At 48.6% G+C, this 19,590-nt stretch carries 19 protein-coding genes and 2 tRNA genes; 10 read left to right on the top strand and 11 right to left on the bottom strand.

What is annotated here, in order from left to right; genetic code table 11:
* The first annotated feature begins 32 nt into the window (after nucleotides 1–32).
* From DUW71_RS05690 to DUW71_RS05660, 7 genes are all read left to right on the top strand, one after another.
* Nucleotides 33–995 carry an acetyl-CoA carboxylase carboxyltransferase subunit alpha gene (locus DUW71_RS05690; protein ID WP_119394281.1) on the top strand — a complete coding sequence of 321 codons (963 nt, stop codon included), beginning with the start codon at nucleotides 33–35 and terminating at the stop codon, nucleotides 993–995.
* On the top strand, nucleotides 952–1,497 hold the full coding sequence (locus tag DUW71_RS05685) for a GNAT family N-acetyltransferase (RefSeq protein ID WP_119394280.1): 546 nt from the start codon (nucleotides 952–954) through the stop codon (nucleotides 1,495–1,497). Before DUW71_RS05690 ends, DUW71_RS05685 begins: the two co-directional genes overlap by 44 nt.
* Nucleotides 1,498–1,665: 168 nt before the next feature.
* Nucleotides 1,666–3,648: a DUF2298 domain-containing protein gene (locus DUW71_RS05680; protein ID WP_119394279.1), complete on the top strand. Its 1,983-nt coding sequence runs from the start codon at nucleotides 1,666–1,668 to the stop codon at nucleotides 3,646–3,648.
* 3 nt (nucleotides 3,649–3,651) lie between these two features.
* Nucleotides 3,652–5,928: a DUF2298 domain-containing protein gene (locus tag DUW71_RS05675; RefSeq protein ID WP_119394278.1), complete on the top strand. Its 2,277-nt coding sequence runs from the start codon at nucleotides 3,652–3,654 to the stop codon at nucleotides 5,926–5,928.
* On the top strand, nucleotides 5,925–6,308 hold the full coding sequence (locus DUW71_RS05670) for a GtrA family protein (protein ID WP_119394277.1): 384 nt from the start codon (nucleotides 5,925–5,927) through the stop codon (nucleotides 6,306–6,308). Before DUW71_RS05675 ends, DUW71_RS05670 begins: the two co-directional genes overlap by 4 nt.
* A complete protein-coding gene (locus tag DUW71_RS05665; RefSeq protein WP_119394276.1) occupies nucleotides 6,305–7,270 on the top strand; it encodes a glycosyltransferase family 2 protein in 966 nt (321 codons plus the stop codon). The genes DUW71_RS05670 and DUW71_RS05665 overlap by 4 nt, the downstream gene beginning before the upstream one ends.
* Before the next feature lie 2 nt (nucleotides 7,271–7,272).
* Nucleotides 7,273–8,112, top strand: coding sequence for a hypothetical protein (locus DUW71_RS05660; RefSeq protein ID WP_119394275.1), 840 nt, complete (start codon nucleotides 7,273–7,275; stop codon nucleotides 8,110–8,112).
* Nucleotides 8,113–8,340: 228 nt separating this feature from the next.
* On the opposite strand, the gene DUW71_RS05655 is transcribed toward DUW71_RS05660, so the two are convergent.
* Complete coding sequence (locus DUW71_RS05655) at nucleotides 8,341–9,867, bottom strand: hypothetical protein (RefSeq protein WP_119394274.1); 1,527 nt, start codon at nucleotides 9,865–9,867, stop codon at nucleotides 8,341–8,343.
* Between the two features lie 80 nt (nucleotides 9,868–9,947).
* On the opposite strand from DUW71_RS05655, the gene DUW71_RS05650 reads away from it, so the two are divergent.
* Nucleotides 9,948–10,661, top strand: coding sequence for an FKBP-type peptidyl-prolyl cis-trans isomerase (locus DUW71_RS05650; RefSeq protein ID WP_119394273.1), 714 nt, complete (start codon nucleotides 9,948–9,950; stop codon nucleotides 10,659–10,661).
* 329 nt (nucleotides 10,662–10,990) lie between these two features.
* Here DUW71_RS05650 and yacG read toward each other — a convergent pair whose 3' ends face one another.
* Genes yacG through pilB form a run of 5 tightly spaced genes read right to left on the bottom strand, consistent with a single transcriptional unit; the run spans nucleotide 10,991 to nucleotide 15,537 of the window.
* Nucleotides 10,991–11,167: a DNA gyrase inhibitor YacG gene (gene yacG / locus DUW71_RS05645; RefSeq protein WP_119394272.1), complete on the bottom strand. Its 177-nt coding sequence runs from the start codon at nucleotides 11,165–11,167 to the stop codon at nucleotides 10,991–10,993.
* Nucleotides 11,157–11,753, bottom strand: coding sequence for a dephospho-CoA kinase (coaE, locus tag DUW71_RS05640; protein ID WP_119394271.1), 597 nt, complete (start codon nucleotides 11,751–11,753; stop codon nucleotides 11,157–11,159). The genes yacG and coaE overlap by 11 nt, the downstream gene beginning before the upstream one ends.
* 30 nt (nucleotides 11,754–11,783) lie before the next feature.
* Nucleotides 11,784–12,617: a prepilin peptidase gene (locus tag DUW71_RS05635; RefSeq protein ID WP_119394270.1), complete on the bottom strand. Its 834-nt coding sequence runs from the start codon at nucleotides 12,615–12,617 to the stop codon at nucleotides 11,784–11,786.
* A complete protein-coding gene (locus DUW71_RS05630) occupies nucleotides 12,617–13,831 on the bottom strand; it encodes a type II secretion system F family protein (RefSeq protein WP_119394269.1) in 1,215 nt (404 codons plus the stop codon). Before DUW71_RS05630 ends, DUW71_RS05635 begins: the two co-directional genes overlap by 1 nt.
* Before the next feature lie 11 nt (nucleotides 13,832–13,842).
* Complete coding sequence (gene pilB / locus DUW71_RS05625) at nucleotides 13,843–15,537, bottom strand: type IV-A pilus assembly ATPase PilB (protein WP_119394268.1); 1,695 nt, start codon at nucleotides 15,535–15,537, stop codon at nucleotides 13,843–13,845.
* 315 nt (nucleotides 15,538–15,852) lie between these two features.
* Here pilB and DUW71_RS05620 point away from each other — a divergent pair, with 315 nt between their 5' ends.
* Entirely contained in the window at nucleotides 15,853–16,335 is a 483-nt protein-coding gene (locus tag DUW71_RS05620; protein ID WP_119394267.1) for a pilin, read from the top strand.
* 552 nt (nucleotides 16,336–16,887) lie between these two features.
* Here DUW71_RS05620 and DUW71_RS05615 read toward each other — a convergent pair.
* The 3 genes from DUW71_RS05615 to DUW71_RS05605 form a co-directional block, all read right to left on the bottom strand.
* A tRNA-Ser gene (locus tag DUW71_RS05615) sits at nucleotides 16,888–16,977 on the bottom strand.
* 106 nt (nucleotides 16,978–17,083) lie between these two features.
* A tRNA-Ser gene (locus DUW71_RS05610) sits at nucleotides 17,084–17,173 on the bottom strand.
* 137 nt (nucleotides 17,174–17,310) lie between these two features.
* The gene (locus DUW71_RS05605) at nucleotides 17,311–17,793 is read right to left on the bottom strand and encodes a hypothetical protein (RefSeq protein WP_158583891.1); all 483 of its coding nucleotides are present in this window, start codon (nucleotides 17,791–17,793) and stop codon (nucleotides 17,311–17,313) included.
* Between the two features lie 69 nt (nucleotides 17,794–17,862).
* Here DUW71_RS05605 and DUW71_RS05600 point away from each other — a divergent pair, with 69 nt between their 5' ends.
* Nucleotides 17,863–18,171, top strand: a complete 309-nt coding sequence (locus tag DUW71_RS05600; RefSeq protein ID WP_119394265.1) for an NGG1p interacting factor NIF3 — start codon at nucleotides 17,863–17,865, stop codon at nucleotides 18,169–18,171.
* Here the strand turns inward: DUW71_RS05600 and DUW71_RS05595 are convergent, their stop codons facing one another.
* Together DUW71_RS05595 and DUW71_RS05590 are read right to left on the bottom strand one after the other, a co-directional pair.
* Nucleotides 18,172–18,864 carry a VpsP family polysaccharide biosynthesis protein gene (locus DUW71_RS05595; RefSeq protein WP_119394264.1) on the bottom strand — a complete coding sequence of 231 codons (693 nt, stop codon included), beginning with the start codon at nucleotides 18,862–18,864 and terminating at the stop codon, nucleotides 18,172–18,174. It lies immediately after the preceding gene.
* A complete protein-coding gene (locus DUW71_RS05590) occupies nucleotides 18,858–19,586 on the bottom strand; it encodes a tyrosine-protein phosphatase (protein ID WP_119394263.1) in 729 nt (242 codons plus the stop codon). The genes DUW71_RS05595 and DUW71_RS05590 overlap by 7 nt, the downstream gene beginning before the upstream one ends.
* Nucleotides 19,587–19,590 lie beyond the last annotated feature (4 nt).

Raw genomic sequence — 19,590 nt, 5'->3', positions numbered from 1 at the left:
TTGCACTTAGTTTCGAGGGACAGCACGCGCTTATGAACCTTAATTACCTAGATTTTGAACAACCGATTGCCGAACTAGAAGCCAAAATTGAAGAGCTTCGTTTAGTTGGTAACGACAATAACCTAAACATTGGTGAAGAGATTGCTCGTTTAAAGCAGCAATCCGACAAGTTAACACGCGACCTATTCGCTAACTTGAACTCAGGCCAGATTATGAAGCTGGCTCGCCATCCAATGCGTCCATATTTTTCGGACTACATTGACCGCATTTTTGACGATTTTGATGAAATGCATGGCGATCGCCACTTTGCTGACGATGCAGCCATTATTGGTGGTACGGCTCGCCTAAACGGCACGCCAGTCATGATTATTGGTCAAGATAAAGGCCGCCAAGTAGACGAGAAAGTAAAACGCAACTTTGGTATGCCACGCCCAGAAGGTTACCGCAAGGCGCTACGCCTAATGGAAACCGCTGAGCGCTTTAACATGCCAGTATTCACCTTTATTGATACCGCCGGTGCTTACCCAGGTAAAGACGCCGAAGAGCGTGGTCAAAGTGAAGCCATTGCGTATAACTTGCTGAAAATGTCATCGCTAAAAACCCCAATTATCTGCACCGTTACCGGTGAAGGTGGTTCAGGTGGTGCTTTGGCGCTTGGCGTAGGCGACTACGTAAATATGCTGCAGTACTCAACTTATTCGGTTATTTCACCAGAAGGGTGTGCATCAATTCTGTGGCGCACGAACGAAAAAGCTGCCGAAGCAGCTGAGGCAATGGGTATTGCTGCAGCTCGTGTGCATGAACTAGGCTTAATTGACACCGTAATCGATGAGCCACTAGGTGGTGCACATCGTGATTACGATGCAACCGCGGCCAGCATTAAAGCTATTTTGGAAAACCAATTGGCAGAATTGCAAGGCTTTAACCTAGCAGACTTGGTAGATCGCCGTTATGATCGACTCATGGCTTACGGCGCCTTGGAATCGGGCAAGTAAACCTCTACCGCCAGCTTACCAAAGTGGTGACTTTCGGCTTGTGCCGCACCGCTGGTTAGCGGCTGAAGACGCGCTGGCAAATGTGCCAGCGCTGATGTTTCGCTTCTATTTTCAACGCCACTTTGTTGGCTCTTTTGATTTACGCTTTGGTGAAAACCAAGACTTGCGCCATTGGTGTGGGCATATTGGCTATGGTATCGACCCTGCTTATCGGTGCCGTGGATTTGCCCAACAAGGCGTAAAAATGCTCTTACCTTATGCGCAAGCGGCCAACATCTGGCCGTTGTGGATTACCACCAACCCAGAAAACAAAGCATCACAAAAAGTTTGCCAAGGTATAGGTGCTAAGTTCATCGATTGTGTGCAGGTACCAAACTGGCATGAGCTGTATGCGCGTGGCGATTGGTCGAAGATGCGCTACCTGTGGGCACCAACAAAGCTTGAAGCGGTTCAAAAAAACATCGCCAACAATGCTTCTTTACTCTCCCTAAGGCTGATTTGACGACATGATCACATGCATCATTAAATAGTTTGTGTTTATATGTCGGGTGATTATAAAAATAGCTAACAACACGCCCAGTCATGCTGTCCACTATTACCCATATTGAGTACGTGCGGCCGCGTATGTTTGGATGACTGAGCGGTAAACCTAAGGCGGAGACTCGCGGGAATGATCACCCTGATCTACTTATCACTATCGGTTGTGATAGTGCTCACCAACCTCATTGCACTGGGCGTTTTAGTGCAAAAAGTTGTACCTGAGCGCAACCTAGCCAGATTTATCGGCATCATTGGCATCAGTCTGGTTCTGTTCTTCGTTGAACATATCATAGGGCTAGGCGACTTGGCTTGGGTATGGCCACTGATTACCGCGCTGTCTGTTTACATACTCTGGCGCCATCAAGATCAGCTACTCACTGCCAAATTTTGGTGGCCAGAGGCAGCTTTTTTACTGGCGTTTATTTATGCACTGGCGTGGCGCTTCCTACTACCCGACATCAACCCGGTTGCCGAGGAGATGACCGATCTCTACTTCGTTGCCAACTACCGCCAAGGGGTAACGCTACCGCCACCGGATGTTTGGTTGTCGGGTTATAATTTCGATTTCTACTACGCCTTTCAACACTATGCCATTGCCTTATATGGCCGCATCTTCGATTTTAATATCGGTGTTAACTACAACCTAGCTTGGCCAATTGTGGCGGGTTCATTGGCTGGCTTGGCTTGGTCGATTGGCTCAGCTTTACAGCTTAAAAAACGTTGGAATGGCCTGTTTGCTGCCGCAGTTTTGCTTGGCGGCTCTGGTATAACAGTGCTGTCTTTAGCCATTTGGAACTTTGATGGTTGGGCGACAAACGCCAGTGTGGCAAGCCAGTACCTGTGGGCGAGCGTGCGTGCCATTGGTGGTTTTGCCGACCGTGCTAATGGGCCTTTAGGTGAATTGCTGTTTGCTGGTGCCTCGTCGCCAATGCCAATTTTGCCAATTGAAACGACCGCCTATTTGCTGTTCAACGGTGATTTACACCCACCATTGGGAGGCTTTTTATTAGCACTATCTGCTGCGGCGGCCATGTTATGGGTGCAACAAGGCGTTGATAAAAAAGCCAGTATGGGCCTTACAGCCTATGCCACGGCAAGTGCACCGTTAATGATTGCCGTCAATGCGTGGGTGTTCCCGTTGCATGCGCTATTTGTGTTGGTTTGGTTAGCGGTTCGCGCTGTGCAAAAACAACTTAATTATGTGGCGGTGTTAGCCGGTGGTGCCATTGCGATTGGCTTGTTACTACCGTTTTTGGGCTACTTTGCTGGTTCGTCGCTATCACCAGCGTTGACAGCGGTGCAAGGCGGCACACCTTGGCAAGCCGTGCTGCAATGGTGGCCGTTATTGGTACTGCTGCCTATTTTGATTTGGCACTACCGAAACTCGGCGCTCATTGCCGTGGTTGCAACAATATTAGTCGGCCTAATCTTTACCCTGTTCTTCTACTTCAGCGATGGTATGGGTGGACAGTACGCGCGCTTTAATACGGCGTTGAAGTGGTGGTCTTACTTAAATCTTCTAATGGTCATTGGCGTTGCCATCGGTTTGACGCTGCCGCGCTATAAGTGGGCGTCGGCCGCTGTAATGGTGGCGTTATTAAGCTATTTGCCGTTTTCGATTAGCTTCTTGCTAAACAGCGATCATAACTCGCGTGGCGTTATTGCTGGCCACCACTGGTTTACGCAGGATGCCTCGAACCGAGACTTGCAGAATTACCTGGATGAGCTGCCAAAAGGCATAGTCTTAGAAGCGCCTACCACGGGAGCTTACACCTTCACCACGCGCTATGCGCTCTTTGCCGAGCTGCCAAGTTATATTGGTTGGCATGGTCACCAAGGTGGCTGGTTAGGGCGACCTAACTTCCTTAACATGCGTGTGCAAAAGGCAACGCGTTTCTACAACGGTGAAATGTCGGCAGTGGAAGCCAAGCAGTTTATTGATGGGGAAAACATCGACTACGTGATCTGGGCGCCAGAAGACGTGCAGGCGCGTGATAAAAAATGGCTTGTTGTGGATGACTACCTAGCAGAAGACTTTGCTTGGGTGCCATTCTTCGATTCTGAGTTCGGCGGCAAGCTCCATAAAGTCGGCGTATGGCAGCGAGTGAGGTAAGTCATGCTGCATATTTATAACTTTTTCATCATTGCGCTTATTTTAATCAATCTCGCTGGTTTAACGGCGGCAGCTGGTAAATGGTTGCCGCACTATGCCATTGCTCGTGCTGGCGCTGTGTTGATTATTTCCATGGTGCTGTTCTTTATAGAGCACTTTGTCGGTTTTGGTGATATCAGCTGGGCATGGCCGTTAACGACCGTTGCGGCTTTGTATGTGCTGTATCGTCGTCGCAACACACTTTGGCGAACTGGCTTTCATTGGGCTGAAGTAGCGTTTTTTATGGGCTTTGCCTATTCCATGTGGTGGCGCTACATGTACCCAGACATCAACATTCAGTCTGAGCGCATTACCGACCTATATTTCATCAATAACTATATGGACGGGGCGCAACTACCACCAGAAGACAAGTGGCACTACCCATACAATTTCGATTTCTACTACGCCTTTATGCACTATGCTGCGGCGTTTATGGGGCGGTTGTTTGGCCTAGACGGCGGTTACACCTACAACATTGCCTACTCGTTGATTCAGGCATCTACCATCGCACTGGCTTGGCATTTTAGTAAAGTGATGCTGGTGAAAGCAGATGCCACTGCCGGTAAGTGGCTATTAAGCATGGCGAGCACGCTTAAGTTGCCAATGAACGAGCACCCGCCACAGCGCCACAGCGCACTGAAGATTTTGTTGAGCGTTCTGAAAGTACTGCTGATTAATATTCCGGTATGGTTCAAAACCCGCTGGAAGCCATTGTTATTAACGCTGGTGATGGTATTTGGTGGTACGGGTATTTCGCCGTTTATTACGGTGATGGTCAACAAAGATGGCATTCACAACGCTGATTATTGGTATCGCAATGCCATTTTAACTACTTCGGCAACGCGCTTTATTGGTAACTTTGAAAGCAGCTGGATGCGCCCAGACGACCCACGTGAAATTCGCAAGCCGATCACTGATGTGTTTATGCCTGAGCTGGATGATGAAACAGCGCAAGCGGTACGCGATGGTGAAGTGGGAATGTTTAAGAAGACCATTCTATGGCTGATTCATCCGCAGATGAGCTGGCAAGGTGACGTGCCTGAAAACTGGCAAGCACGTGAGATGCCGTCGGAAATTTTCAGTTATCAGTATTATGTTGGTGACTACCATCCACCGCTGGCTGGTTTCTTCCTGGTGCTTATTCTGTTGGCTTGTATTGCCGTACTAGAGCGCGAGCCAAATAATCGCCCAGCGCAGGCACTCATGGCACTAACGGTGCCGGCGATTTTACTGTCGAACACCTGGGTGTTGCCATTGCACGGCATCATATGTGTGGCTTGGGCAATTTACCGACACTGGCGGCGCATACCACCAGATTGGCCGGTACTTTTGGGTGCTGGATTAATTGGCTTTGTATTAATTCAACCATTTATGACGCACTTTGCCGACCGCTCGCTCAGTACACCATTCCGAATTGTGGCGGAAATGGACCGCACCCCAGCGAATAAGCTGTTGATGCTGTTTTGGCCATTGTTAGTGCTGGGTGTTGTGGGTTGGTTCGATAAAACTAACCGCAAGTTATACATCACCATGTCGGTGACCATTTTCTTCCTGATTGCCATTACAGAAGGCATCTATGTGGATGACCCAACGGGTGGCAAACATGTGCGCACCAACAGCACCATGAAGTGGTGGGGCTACTTATGGGTAGCAGCAATTTTGATGCTTGGTGCGCTAGGGTTAGCTAGCAAGAAGAAGTGGATGCAGGGCGTGACAACGGTTGTGTTGCTCGCGTTAATGACTTACGCACCAACCATGCTCATAGTGGCGTTAAATGGTCAAAAACCATCTATGGGGCATCTGCATGGCCACCAATGGCTTGACCGTGACGCGACCAATCGCGACAAAATTGCGTTTATGCAGAACCTGCCAAAAGGCGTGGTGCTAGAGTCGGCGGATAAGAATGCCTACTCGATGTCTGGTGTGATGTCTTTGTTCTCCAATCAACCGCTAGCCTATGGCTGGTATAACCACTACCTCACTTGGTATGGCGGTGGTACGCATTTGGGTATTAAGTTTGAAGACACGAAAAAGTTCTATCGTGGCGAAATGGAAGCGCCTCTTAATTGGTTGCGTTCACGAGGCATTGAGTACATAAGCTGGATGCCACGCGATACCAACCGGGTACAGCCTTCTCCTTGGGCGAAGGTATATGACCAAATTAAAGACGAGTTTTATTGGCAGCCATTCTATGAGCAAGGCCAAAACAGGGTTGGCGTATTTGTAAGGAAACCACAATGAGTTGGCGTAAGCAGTTTGCCAAGTTCACCAGCGTAGGGGCAATTGCCACGGTTGCGCACTACACCACCCTGGTTGTGCTTAGGGAGATTCTAGGGGTAGAGGTTGTACTGGCTACCACGCTAGGCTACATGGTGGGCGCGTTAGTAAACTATTGGTTGAACTTCCACTGGACGTTTTCTAACCAGGCAGACCATAAACGAGCGGTACCTAGGTTCTTTACTATTGCCGCCATTGGCTTGATATTAAATGCATCCTTGATGCATGCCATGATTACCTACATACATATTTGGTATTTGTTAGCGCAAGTATTAGCGACCGGCATTGTTCTGGTGTTTAACTTTATTTGTAACCGTCTGTGGACGTTTAAGGAACAGTCATGAGTACGTTACTGTCGATTATTGTACCGGCCTACAACGAAGAAGAAGTGCTAGAAGAGTTTCACAGACGCACAGCAGCAGTGGCCGAGCAGCTGCAAGCGAATGAAGATATTCGGACCGAAATTCTCTATGTGAACGACGGTTCAAAAGATGGCACTTATGCCATTATGCAGCGCTTGTGCGAAGAAGATGAGCGTGTGTCGGCGATTAACCTAAGCCGTAACTTTGGCAAAGAGCCGGCGATGACCGCCGGGTTTGACCATGCCAAAGGCGACATTGTGGTGATTATTGATGCCGACCTGCAAGATCAGCCAGAACTCATTGTAGATATGGTAAAACACTGGCGCGAAGGCTACGACGTCGTGTATGCCCAGCGTGCAGAGCGTGATGGTGAAACCTTCTTCAAAAAAGCCACGGCAAGCTGGTTCTACCGTATTATTCAGCGTATCTCGCGTGTTGAAATCCCAAAAGATACCGGCGATTTTCGTTTAATGAGCCGCCGCGCTGTGGATGCCTTGAACGAACTGCGTGAGCAACACCGTTTTATGAAGGGTTTGTTTGCCTACGTGGGCTACCCTCAGAAAGCCTTGGTGTATCACCGTGATGCACGCGCAGCAGGTGAAACCAAGTTTAATTACTGGAAGTTATGGAACTTTGCCCTAGAAGGCATTACTTCGTTTACCATTGCTCCGCTAAAAATTGCCTCTTACCTGGGTGGCAGTATCGCCTTTTTCGCCTTTATTTATGCGCTATTTGTTGTGGCGAAAACCATTATTTGGGGTGAGCCGGTGCAGGGTTATCCGTCATTAATGGTGGCAATTCTGTTCATTGGTGGCGTGCAGCTACTGTTTATTGGTATCCTCGGGGAGTATTTGGGCCGAGTGTATAATGAATCGAAACAGCGGCCACTTTATTACGTAGAACAATATCATCAAGCCAAAACGGCACGTAACAAAGAGGAATAACCATGCGATTGTTGGCGGTATTAACTGTTTTTATAGCCTTTAGTGCTTATTCCGAACCAGTATTAATACCACCAACCGACCCACAGTCGCCATTGTCGGCCTATCATGAACTCGGTATTGAGATAGGCCTAGATTACCTAAGTGAGCAAAACCTAGAATGGGGCGGCGAAAAAGTTTACGTGCTGCCACCAGACTTCCCACTAGACGAACAAGCACCAGAACAAAGCGTGGCCGGGCTGTCTTTTTGGCACTCACAAGATGGTGTAATTGGGGCGCTGCCAGGCATGCAGGCCATTGAAGCAAAAGTACGCCAGCACTTCGATGACCCAATCGTGTTGCACAACGACGTTGTGCAAAGCCAAGAGCTAGCCGCCACCATTCAACCCGATCATAACAAGCGTTTTACCACAGTTGCCGATATTGAGGACCAAAACAGCCCGGTATTGGTTATTTGGACCGGTGATTTGCCAGACTTGACTAGCCTAGATGCCGAGCGCCTGTATGTGTTCAGCCGATTTGTTAACCAAACTAGCTTGGCAAGCCTACCCGAAGGTGCGTATCAACTAACGGATTGGCATCATAATGTGCAACGCAGCCCAGTTTCAGACTACCTAGTACTAGAAACCCTAAAACGCGCCCAGCGCTACCCAGACCAAGTAGTAGAAGCGGCATTTCGCTCTGTACTCGTGGCATTCGAACTAAGCCAAGACGCCGCCATCGCCAACCGAGCCATCGAAACCGCATCTGGCCTGCTGCGCTACGGCAGCGACCTAACGCCCAACACCCCATTGTTATTATTGCAGCACCGCGATGAACAATGGCACTTTGTGCAGCGCTGGTAGGCAGCATCATAACCAACACGTATCGCCACCGATAAATGTTTCCCAAACCTTCGGTTTGTAAAACCTACGCCATACCGTAGGTTGTACGGCGCATGTTTTCGCGCCGGGCAACAGTCTAACAACTGGATCCCCGATAAAAGCACTCGGGGATGACGGGTGGGTTGCACTCGGGGATGACGGGTGGGTTGCACTCGGGGATGACAGGTGGGTTGCCCTCGGGGATGGCAATCACCTCACCGGCGTCCACGCTCCGCCACGACTAGTGCATCGCAACTCGGCCAATGCGATCGCGCCACCAACAGCGCCATAATCGCGCACGGGTGATTGGTAAAAATAAATACGCCCATAGCCCGCCGTTAACGTACAGTAGCCAGAATAAAAGCCGCCGTGCAACACCGTAGTAGGGCAGCGCCCCGGTTGGCGCAAGAATGGATAGTCATCATCGGTAATGCTGCATAGCGCATCTAACCCGTTGTTTTGTTCGCCATCGCTGTAGGTTAAGCCATTTGCCGATTCAAAGCAGAAGTAAAAATCGCGCGTATTGTCGGCTGGCTGGCTATAACAACTGCCTTCTGCACCATATTGGTAAGTAATGGGGTCTGCGCCATCAACTAGGCCAACTGTGACCTGTTGACTAGAAGTGAGTACCAAAGACTCCGCTGCTAGGTTGTCGATAATCAATAAGTCGACAATTAACTCATAGCGCCCCGGCTCCGTTAACCAAAAACTGCCACTGTCGATATCGGTAAACGACTGATTAAGCGGCTGGCCAAAATCTTGCTCCCACTCGGCGGTACGGCCATCAAAATACAACAGGGTAAATCGGGCGCGGGCGGCTTCGTTGGTTTCTTGTGCTGGGTTAGCACGCACCCGCACTTGGCTAGCAAACTGAGTTGGGCCCGTGGCATTCGCTGGGCTGACCGACACAATCATTTCAAAGCGTTCATTTTGCTGCGGCGGTTGCACCGTTTGGTAGGCACTGCGGGCTAACTCGGCTAGCTCCTCCGTAACAACCTGCGCACCAGCTGGAATCGTGCCGAGTGCTAAATCGTCGAGCTGGAGTAAATCGGCACGAGCGAGTAGGGTGCCATTTAAATCAACAATTTCTAATTGCTGCCCGTTGATTAAATAGTCGATGGTTTCGTGTAAGCGGTCGAGCTCGTCGGTATCTGGATTGGCTTCGAATGGCCCAGTAAACGGGTTTCGCCCTTCCGGCCATAATGGGCCTAACAAGGTTTGTATGCCGCCTAGTGTGCTGGCAATAGTTTCTGGCGCTGCAAGGCAATCGGTTGCCGGTGGTAAGCCCGTTGTGCAGTCAAGAATTGCCGCTATTCGCGCGATGGTATCGGTGCTTGGATTGATATGCACGGTTTCAGCTGGCGCATCGGTAAAAGCGAAATAACTATAAAGCGTTTGGCTTGCTCCAGAGGCGTTAAGAAAGTTCGCCGACAAGTAGCCAGAATCGGGCTCAATGGGCGTTAAGTTATACTCACCATCTATATTGGCACGCGTGCAGCGTGTGCTGCCGACAAGGCATACATCGGCGTAGGCGGCAGCGGCACCATAAGCCGCTGTGCCTTGCAGCGTATTGTCACCTTCTGGCAGTTCGGTTAAGCCTTCTGGTGTTGGGTAAGGCGTTGGCGTCGCCTCGGCGCTTCCTTCTTCAACCGGCGGTTCTTCTGTACAAGCTGTCAGCGAGCTGAACAGCACAGCCAACAAAGCCCACAGCACCAACAACTTTGCTGAATGAATCATATTTTTTGCCTTTTGCAGGCTGTTAGAAACAATTATAGCTGTTACCATCGACCTACAACTTCTAAGAATGGTTGATAACAATGAAACTTAAGTTTTTACCCGCTGCAGTTCTCTCTTCAGCAGCCTTATTATCTACTTCGGCTTTTGCATTAGAGCCAACTGAACTCAATACAGAGTCATTCAACAATGACCAAATCCTAAGCTATGGCTTCGGTTACCAGCTTGGCTTGCAAGTAGAGAGCCAATTTGACGGCGAGTTTGATTTAGATGTGTTCACCGCTGCAGTGATTGATGCGATGACACAAGCTGATCCACAAGTGGAAGCGCAAGCGTTTTCAGCGGCTTACCAAGCCATGATGGAAGAGCGTGAAGCACAAGAGCAAGCCGCTGCAGCTGAACGTTTAGCAGCCAACGACGCGTATTTAGAAGAAAATGCTCAACGTGACGGTGTGGTAACGACTGAATCTGGCTTGCAGTATGAAGTGGTTTCGCAATCAGGTTCTGGTGAATCACCAGCAGCGACTGATACAGTGCGCGTACACTACACGGGTACCCTAACTGATGGCACTGTATTCGACTCGTCAGTAGAGCGCGGTACACCAGCAACTTTCCCAGTAAATGGTGTGATTCCTGGTTGGGTAGAAGGCTTGCAGTTAATGGAAGTAGGTGACAAGTTCAACTTCACCATTCCATCTGAGCTAGCCTACGGCGAACAATCGCCATCTCCTGCGATTCCAGCCAACTCGGTATTGCTATTCGAAGTTGAATTGCTAGAGATTGTAGACGGCGAATAAGCCCGCACCGGTCAATGTTTCCCGTAGGTTTTACGAACCGAAGGTTCGGGAAACAAACCCACCCGTGATCCCCGATAAAAGCCAGTCATCCCCGAGTGCTTTTATCGGGGATCCAGTTGCTGGGTTAAACGCCGGAAACTAGACTCCCGCCTGCGCGGGAGTGACCGACGTCGTCACCGGATGTACCAGGCCCGTCATCCCCGGATGCAAAAAGCCCGTCATCCCCGAGTGCAAAAAGCCAGTCATCCCCGAGTGCTTTTATCGGGGATCCAGTCGCTGGGTTAAACGCCGGAAACTAGACTCCCGCCTGCGCGGGAGTGACCCAGGGCTCAATGAATATCCCGCTCATCTTCTTGTTGCGGGGCATCTTCACCGGCAATGCGGTGCCCTTCGCTGGCCCATTCGCCAAGGTCAATCAGCTTGCAACGCTCACTGCAAAACGGCCTGAAAGGGTTATCGGTTTTATACTCATGTGAGGTTTGGCAAGTGGGGCAATTAACCTTCATTGGCCATCTCCAAATACTGCTGATGTTTAGCTCGAAGGGTATCAAGTAACACGCCGATACTGCCAGTATTTTCAATGACATCGGTTGCTACTGCCAAACGCTGCTGCCTTGATGCTTGTACTGATAAGGTTTTCTGCGCTTGTGCTTCACTCACCCCATCGCGTGCCATAACCCGTTCAACTTGTACTGACTCAGGTACATCAATTAACAGCACTCGGTCACAACGTTTGTATTGGCCTTTTTCCACAAGAAGTGGGCTAACCAACACATGGTAGGCATCAGTGGGTGTGGCAAGTAGTTCATCCATGCGCTGGTACACCAACGGGTGAACAATGGATTCCACTTGTTCTCGAACTGTAGCATCGGCAAAGATCAGTTCGCGCAGGGCAGGGCGATTGAGCGCTCGTTCATCGGTCAGTATCTGTTCGCCAAAGCAGTCTACAAGCCTTGCAAGCCCTTCTGAGCCTGCAGCAACCACTTCACGCGCCAGTACATCAGTATCAACAATGCAGCAGCCTAAGCGCTCTAGCTCAGCGCTCGCAACAGACTTGCCAGAGGCGATACCGCCGGTTAATCCAACAATCATTTTACCTTTGCCCAGTGCCAATCTTGAGAATTAGAACATGCTACCCAAGTACCAGGCCATAATTTGCTCTCCAAAGAACAAATAAACAATGGCGGCAACACAAAGGTAAGGGCCAAACGCCATAGGTTGACCTGCTCGAATGCGTTGCTGAATTAACCCTATCACCGCACCGGCGGCGGCAGACAGAAGAATAATCAGAGGTAAAGCTTCCCAGCCAAACCAAGCACCAAAGGCGGCAAACAACTTAAAGTCGCCATAGCCCATGCCTTCTTTGCCCGTGATCAGCTTAAAGAGCCAGTACACCGACCACAATGACAAGTATCCAGCCATGGCACCAATAATAACGGTTTCGAGTGGCAGCGTTTGTGACCATAAATGCCAAAGAATACCGGCCCATACAAGTGGCAAGGTAATCTTATCGGGTAGAATCATTTCATCTAGGTCGATAAGTGTGAGTGCTACCAGCGACCAAACAAACCCCAACCAGAATAACCCTTCAAGTGTGGCGCCAAACTGCCAAACAGTGGCAGCACTTAAAATAGCCGTAACACCCTCAACAATAGGGTAGCGGGCTGAAATAGGCGCCGAGCAGTCGTTACACTTACCGCGCAGCATTAACCAGCCGAATACCGGAATGTTAAACCAAGGCTTTATTTGACTATTGCATTTAGGACAGCGTGAGGCAGGCACTGCAATATTAAAGCGCTCTGGGTACTCATCAGCATACTCAACTTTGGCACCGTCTATCTCGGCACACTCCGCCACCCACTCACGCTTCATCATTACTGGCAGGCGGTGCGCAACTACGTTCAAAAACGAACCAACTAAGCCGCCAAGGATGAGGGCGATAATTATTTCTAGCATTAGACAACCTGGCCGATCTGGAAGATTGGTAGGTACATCGAGATAACCAGCCCACCAACGACCACGCCCAAAAATGACATGATCATAGGTTCAAGCATAGCTGTGAGACTCCCCACAAGTGAATCAACCTCTTCTTCAAACATGATGGCGGCTTTTTCTAGCATGGTATCCAAAGCACCAGATTGTTCTCCAATGGCAACCATTTGCACAGCAATCACTGGAAATACAGGCTGATGTCTCATTGCTACGTTTAGTTCCGTACCAGAAGAAACGTCTTCCTTAATTTGCATGATAGCGGATTCGTGGACAATGTTTCCCGTTGCGCTTGCTGCCGATTCGAGCGCATCTACTAACGGTACCCCCGCTGCAAAAGTAGTTGACATAGTGCGGCAATACCGAGCAATTGCACTTACATCGAATATTTTTCCGAAAACAGGCAATTTTAATGATAAGCGTTGTACAGAGTGTTTGAATGATTCAGATCTTTGCATACCTTGCGAAAAAGCAAACCCACAAGCACCTATTCCTATAAGGATAAATAGCCAAGAGGATTGCATCCATTCGGAAGCTGCGATGGCCATTTTTGTTGGTGCAGGTAAGTCAGCACCAAAGCTGCTGAATAGTTCTTCAAAAGTAGGCACTACTTTGATTAACAAAATTGCTGTTACAACGGCTGCAACGACAAGAACAGTTATTGGGTAGGTCATTGCACTTTTAACTTTTTTCTTAACTGATTCATTCTTTTCTTTATAAAGCGCGATGCGGTCTAACATTGTCTCAAGTGCACCTGATTGCTCGCCGGCTTCAACTAAAGAACAAAATAAATCATCAAAATGTTTGGGATGCGCGCGTAGGGCCGAGCCAAAAGTGCCTCCAGCAGAAACGTCGTCGCGAATTTGACGTACCATCTTTTGCATTTCGGGTTTCTTCAGGCCGTCCGCAACAATGTCAAATGCTTGGACAAGTGGTACACCTGCTTTCATCATGGTCGCCATTTGGCGAACAAAAATCGTAATGTCTTCGCTGCCAACCTTATTGCCAAAGCTAAGGTTAATTTCTTTGCCTTTCGGCTTAACTGAGGCGGTTTTCATGCCTTGTTTGCGCAGTAAAACTTTTGCTGCTGCTGCACTAGGAGCCGAAATTACACCTTTGACCTTGTTACCACGGCGGTCAGTGCCGTTATAAGCAAACTGTAACTGCTTTGCTTCTGTCATAAATCGACTCCTTACTCAGTGGTTACACGGTTTGCTTCTTGCAAACTGGTAACCCCTTGTGCCACTTTCATTAAACCGGATTGGCGAAGGTTATTAAATCCTTCACGCTGAAACTGTTCGTTAAGTGTAATAGCGTTACCTTCATCCATAATAATCTTGGATATGGCCGGCGTCACTTTTACCACCTCATAAATACCAACACGGCCTTTGTAGCCTTTATTGCATTGCTCACAGCCTATAGGTTCGTAAATTTGCGCAGCCTCTAACAGCTCTTCAGTGAAGCCTTCTTTCAGAAGCGCTTCTTTTGGTATATCAGCTTTCTTCTTGCAATGTTTGCACAACCTGCGTGCTAAGCGCTGGGCGATAATTAGGTTTACAGTCGTGGCAAGGTTGAACGACGGTACGCCCATGTTTTGTAAACGAGTTAAAGTTTCTGCCGCACTGTTAGTGTGCAAAGTGCTGAGCACCAAGTGACCCGTTTGTGCTGCTTTAATTGCAATGCCGGCGGTTTCCAGGTCACGAATCTCACCAACCATTACCACATCTGGGTCTTGGCGAAGGAAGGCACGAAGTGCCTGTGCGAAATCCAAGCCCACCTTCTGCGAAACGTTAACCTGGTTAATACCTTCTAAGTTGATCTCAACAGGGTCTTCTGCTGTAGAGATGTTGACTCCCTCGGTATTGAGAATATTTAAGCCAGTATAGAGGGATACCGTTTTGCCCGACCCCGTTGGGCCAGTCACTAGAATCATGCCTTGTGGTTTCGACAAGGCATTTAGGTACATCTCTTTCTGCACCTCTTCATAACCGAGCGCATCAATCCCCATCTTGGCTGAGCTGGAATCTAGTATACGTAAAACAATTTTCTCGCCCCACAAAGTAGGCAATGTGTTGACACGAAAGTCGATTGATTTGGTTTTTGATATTTTAAGCTTGATGCGGCCATCTTGCGGAACTCGGCGCTCGGCGATGTCCATGCTAGACAGTACTTTTAAACGAGCCGATATCTTGGGTGACAAGGCGATAGGCGGCTTGCTCATGGTTTCTAGCACGCCATCAATACGAAAGCGAACACGATAAGAGCGTTCATAGGGTTCAAAGTGCAGGTCTGAGGCACCCTTTTTAATAGCGGATAACAGCATTTGGTTGATGAACTTTACTACCGGCGCATCATTGGCGGCATCAGCGGAATCTTGTTGTGCGTCTCTGTCCTCTTGCTCTGCCGCTTCAATGCCGGAGAGCTCATCGTCATCGAAGTCACCAAGTGAGGCTGGCGTGTCATCTAACGCCTTTTCGAGCGCCTGTGCTAGCTTGTTATGTTCAACTAGAATGCCGTCGACCGTTAAGCCAGTATTGAACTTAATCTCATCTAAGCCAACTTGGTTGCTAGGGTCTGATATCGCAACATACAGCCGGTTGCCACGTTTTAATAACGGCAGTGCTTTGTGCTTTTCAATCAGTTTGCTATCGACAAGGTTTTCAGGCCATTGAGTGAAGTCAAAAGTAGTAAGGTCGAACCACGGCATACCAAACTCTTCAGCAGCAGCCATGGCAACGTCTTTAGCGCTCGCGCCATACTCTTCAACCAGTAGGCTAACCAGAGACAACTTTTTTTGCCTTGCGGCATCAACTGCTTCAACTAGCTTTTTCTCGTCAACGACTGCAAGTTCGAATAAACGCTTTGGTAACCCTGTGAAACTAGACATCTTAACCTCGCCCCTAACTAAGGCTTACATAGTAGCTTGATTAAATTTTGAGTCTAGCGCATCGCGCTAAATCTGGTGTGAAACCGTCGTTTTCTACTAAATTGAAACCTAGTACTCGACTCTAGGTTACAAAACTGGCTCTGTAACCCTAGTGTTGACAAAGTTTGTCAGTAATCGACAGCTAGTGACGATATTTACCTAAAGTGCTCAACAAAATGCCAGTAATTGGGGGCTTTGGAAGTTGGCATGCTAGTTGTATATTGTTACTCGTCCAGTGCAGAACGCACATCAAATAAAGAAAATTGGAGTTAAATTATGAAAGCTCAAAAAGGCTTCACTCTTATCGAACTAATGATCGTTGTTGCAATTATCGGTATTCTAGCAGCGGTAGCGTTGCCAGCATATCAAGACTATACGGCGCGTGCTAAGGTGTCAGAAGTAGTGCTTGCTGCGTCAACTTGCAGAACTGCTATATCGGAAGCCTCGCAGACAGGTTTTGTAAGTGCTCCGACAGCTGCTGACTCATTCGGCTGTGGTGAAGGTGCAACAACCTCACAGTATGTCGCTTCCGTTAGTACTTCAGCGGCTGGTGTTATTACTGTAGAAGCGCAAAACATCTCTCAGTTAGGTGCCAATGTGAACCTTGAGTTTGTTCCGTATACTGATGCAAGCTTGACAACACCAGCGATTGCCGCAGATTTTGCGCGAGCTTCAAACAACCCAATTTTGGGCTGGCGTTGTCAAACAGCATCAACAAACGGTATTGAGTCTAGGTATTTACCTGCTAGCTGTCGTTAATAAACTGACTTAAGTAAATACTTAGCCAGTTAGGATTTATAGGCGTCGTGCATAATGCTCGACGTCTTTTTTATTGTTTAACGAAACTGGCGAGTCCAATTGATCGAGTGTTCTTTAAGTAAACTTGGCTCGCTTATGTTGGGAGTCTAGGTTGTAATGTGGCGATGTTACGGCGGTTTCTTGGAGAGGTATGAATGGCTTTGTAACTCAATGTGGTGGATATAGTTTTGATTAGCCAATAAGAGTAAGAAGCACTAAGGTCAGTAGGAGGCTAGTGTTTTTAAGTGCTACTTCACTTCTCTTAGGTATTACCATTCATGGGAGTTGGACAGAGTTGCATGTGTTGCTTGGTGGTGCAGCCTTGAGTTTCTTAGATGCAGATGTAAAGGAGTTTCGATCCCAGTTTCTGCTTTCAGGGTTGCTGTGAGAGTGCTTTAGTAATTAGCTGAAGTACTGTGTCTAATTGCAAAATCTTTTAATATATGTTGAACGGCGTGGAACCGATTGTGCTTTGCTAGGATGACGTGCTATTGAGTTGACTGTTTTACTAAATGGCGGAGGAGGCGAGATTCGAACTCGCGGAGGGCGTTAACCCTCGCCGGTTTTCAAGACCGGTGCATTCAACCGCTCTGCCACTCCTCCTAAAGAGTTGATTACGCAGGGTAATCGCGAGAGCTCTACTGTTTATTGTAACTAGTTTTGATGTATTGAATTAATAAACCAAAAAGCTACTAATAAAAGTAGTAAATGGCGGAGGAGGCGAGATTCGAACTCGCGGAGGGCGTTAACCCTCGCCGGTTTTCAAGACCGGTGCATTCAACCGCTCTGCCACTCCTCCGTGGAAAGCGCTGGCTATGTTACTGATTTTATTGGGGTTGTCTAGGGATATTTGGAAAAAAATTGGCAAAACCCATAAAAATCAATAAGTTAACCAGCGCTTGCCCAGTTCATTGCTCTAATATTGGCTAAGCAGAGTTATTTTGCTTGTTTCTCTAGCTCGCGCTGAATGTCCTGCCAGCTGTCTTCTAAGTCTTGCATGGCTTGCTCGAGCACAGCACTTGCTTCTACGCTTACTTCGCTAGCAAAGCGGTTAAGGCGATAGGTGACTGCGCTTTTTAGCATTGCTTGGTCATCAATCAGCCAGGCGCCGTCGTGTTTAACCATAATGGTCATCAGGTATTCGCTATTGCCATTGCCCACAAGCTTGGTAAGTACCACTGCTTTGTCACCTTCTACCTTGCTGTCGATCATTTCAGCACTCATGCCACGCACCGGCGCAGTAAGCAGGCGCAATTTGGTTGGCGACGGGTTGATAGTGAGCCGAGCGGCGGCGTCGAAGTTTTCTTGCTCTACTGCTTGCCAAAAATTCTTGGCTTGTTTGTTCGCGCCCTGCGTTGCGCAGGCAGTTAATACAAACAGGCTTAGCAGTATGCTAATGAGTGATAAGTTTTTCATCATGCTCCCTCGCGGTAAAATGTGTCGCAATGGTAGCATCAACTAGCTGAACAAACTTGCAGGAGCGTTAAAGTGTTGCAATTAGTGGTGTATGTACCGGTTACTCATAAAGAACAGGTTAAGCTGGCATTGTTTGAGGCAGGGGCGGGTACACAGGGTGATTACGAGCACTGTGCATTCGAGTATGCTGGCACAGGGCAGTTTAAGCCAATGGCCAGTGCTAACCCATTTATTGGCGAGCCTGGTGCATTAGAGCGCGTAGAAGAGGTAAAAGTAGAAATGCTTTGCCCAGAGCATCTTCGCAATGCCGTACTACAAGCGCTCAAAGCGGCTCACCCCTACGAGGAGCCAGCGTATCATTTTGTTCGCATAGAAATGTAACTAGCCTGTGCAGTAGTTGCGGTATAACCAGCCATCCCGAACACTCTGCATATCTTCATCCAGTAAGGTGAACGTGCAAATGCCGCGCAGGCGGTCTTTTGCTTTGGCGTCCTCGAAGGCAAAGCGAATTAGTTTGTAGTTGCCTTTCACGGCTTCTACTTTTTGATAGTAGTGCTGCTGATAATCGGTAGAGAGTTGTGGCCACACGCGGGTTAGCAATGCTAGTTCAGTTTGCAGCAACTCGTGTAGGTAGGGGCCCACTTCGTTCGCTTGATCAAAATAGGCCTGCGCTTGCTCGGTAAACTCGCCACCAGCCAAGTCTACCTCAACTTGTGCAAGGTCCATCCAGGTAATAGGCCAGAGTGGGCGCAACTCGGTAGCACGTAAAAAATCCGCTTTGGCAGCCGTTAACAGTTCAGCCGGGTCTGCCATATTGCTAAACGCGCCCCACTGGTAAATTTTGGCGCGCACATTTAGGTAGTGCGGGTGCTGAGGGTGGCGATTGAGCGCCACATTGATGGCATCTACCGCGTCTTGGTAAATGTTTGCTTCTACATCACCACCATCCTGCCAGTAGGTTAAGTAGTAGTCGGCTTTTTTGTAGTAAAGGTTAGCCGTGCCCCACTGCCAAGATAAGTAAATGGTTACTAACGTAAGCGCTGCCAGCGCCACAATGCCAATGCGCTTTACCATTGGTTGAACATTCCTTCGCTAATCAATTTTGGAGTAGTAATAAAATAAGCTTCAGCCACGCTTTCGCCAAGCTTTTCGGCTACGGCAGTGCGTGCATCGCTCATTAGGTTAGGCCGGTACTGCAAATTGTGCGTGTCGCTTGCAACTATATGAGCAAGTTCTTTCTCAATAAACGTCCAGCCGCTTTCTTGCGCCGTTGGGCCGAATTTGCCAAGTAAAGAACCTGCTGTAATTTGCGACATGCACCCCTTGCGCACAAGCTTACGCAACTCACCTGGCTTGTTTTGTATTACCGTATTGCGCTCTGGATGCGCAATAATTGGGGTAATGCCTTCATCTAATAACCAGTCGACTACCAAGTCTGTGGCAACAGGTATTTCGCGAGTAGGTAGTTCCAGAAGTAAGTACTTATTACCATTGTGGCCTTTAATTAGCGGTACTTGGCCGCTGCTGATGGCGAATGGTAAGTCGGCATGAATACGTGCCTCGCAGGCGAAGGCGACTTCTATACCGGCAACCGAGCGTAACGCCGATTCGTGAGCAGTAAATGCTGTGGTAATGCTGTAGGAGTCGTTGTCGAACGCACGTGGCGTAATATGAGGGGTGAACAGTATTTTGCTCACCCCTTGTTGAGCGCTTTGCTCCAACAGAGCAATGCTGTCTTCAATGCTTCGAGCACCATCATCGATGCCCGGAATAATATGCGAGTGTAAATCGATCATCGTG

This window comes from Salinibius halmophilus (assembly GCF_003577475.1).
Classification (GTDB): domain Bacteria; phylum Pseudomonadota; class Gammaproteobacteria; order Pseudomonadales; family Natronospirillaceae; genus Salinibius; species Salinibius halmophilus.
This window is presented reverse-complemented; position numbering and strand designations above follow the sequence as displayed.

What these genes read in the sequence shown, in the direction of transcription:
- DUW71_RS05675 (WP_119394278.1), top strand. Translation starts at nt 3,652, where the DNA reads ATGCTGCATATTTATAACTTTTTCATCATTGCGCTTATTTTAATCAAT.
- DUW71_RS05655 (WP_119394274.1), bottom strand. Translation starts at nt 9,867, where the DNA reads ATGATTCATTCAGCAAAGTTGTTGGTGCTGTGGGCTTTGTTGGCTGTG.
- DUW71_RS05670 (WP_119394277.1), top strand. Translation starts at nt 5,925, where the DNA reads ATGAGTTGGCGTAAGCAGTTTGCCAAGTTCACCAGCGTAGGGGCAATT.
- yacG (WP_119394272.1), bottom strand. Translation starts at nt 11,167, where the DNA reads ATGAAGGTTAATTGCCCCACTTGCCAAACCTCACATGAGTATAAAACC.
- DUW71_RS05635 (WP_119394270.1), bottom strand. Translation starts at nt 12,617, where the DNA reads ATGCTAGAAATAATTATCGCCCTCATCCTTGGCGGCTTAGTTGGTTCG.
- DUW71_RS05680 (WP_119394279.1), top strand. Translation starts at nt 1,666, where the DNA reads ATGATCACCCTGATCTACTTATCACTATCGGTTGTGATAGTGCTCACC.
- DUW71_RS05605 (WP_158583891.1), bottom strand. Translation starts at nt 17,793, where the DNA reads ATGATGAAAAACTTATCACTCATTAGCATACTGCTAAGCCTGTTTGTA.
- DUW71_RS05685 (WP_119394280.1), top strand. Translation starts at nt 952, where the DNA reads ATGATCGACTCATGGCTTACGGCGCCTTGGAATCGGGCAAGTAAACCT.
- DUW71_RS05660 (WP_119394275.1), top strand. Translation starts at nt 7,273, where the DNA reads ATGCGATTGTTGGCGGTATTAACTGTTTTTATAGCCTTTAGTGCTTAT.
- DUW71_RS05650 (WP_119394273.1), top strand. Translation starts at nt 9,948, where the DNA reads ATGAAACTTAAGTTTTTACCCGCTGCAGTTCTCTCTTCAGCAGCCTTA.
- DUW71_RS05690 (WP_119394281.1), top strand. Translation starts at nt 33, where the DNA reads ATGAACCTTAATTACCTAGATTTTGAACAACCGATTGCCGAACTAGAA.
- pilB (WP_119394268.1), bottom strand. Translation starts at nt 15,537, where the DNA reads ATGTCTAGTTTCACAGGGTTACCAAAGCGTTTATTCGAACTTGCAGTC.
- DUW71_RS05630 (WP_119394269.1), bottom strand. Translation starts at nt 13,831, where the DNA reads ATGACAGAAGCAAAGCAGTTACAGTTTGCTTATAACGGCACTGACCGC.
- DUW71_RS05620 (WP_119394267.1), top strand. Translation starts at nt 15,853, where the DNA reads ATGAAAGCTCAAAAAGGCTTCACTCTTATCGAACTAATGATCGTTGTT.
- DUW71_RS05665 (WP_119394276.1), top strand. Translation starts at nt 6,305, where the DNA reads ATGAGTACGTTACTGTCGATTATTGTACCGGCCTACAACGAAGAAGAA.
- DUW71_RS05590 (WP_119394263.1), bottom strand. Translation starts at nt 19,586, where the DNA reads ATGATCGATTTACACTCGCATATTATTCCGGGCATCGATGATGGTGCT.
- DUW71_RS05595 (WP_119394264.1), bottom strand. Translation starts at nt 18,864, where the DNA reads ATGGTAAAGCGCATTGGCATTGTGGCGCTGGCAGCGCTTACGTTAGTA.
- coaE (WP_119394271.1), bottom strand. Translation starts at nt 11,753, where the DNA reads ATGATTGTTGGATTAACCGGCGGTATCGCCTCTGGCAAGTCTGTTGCG.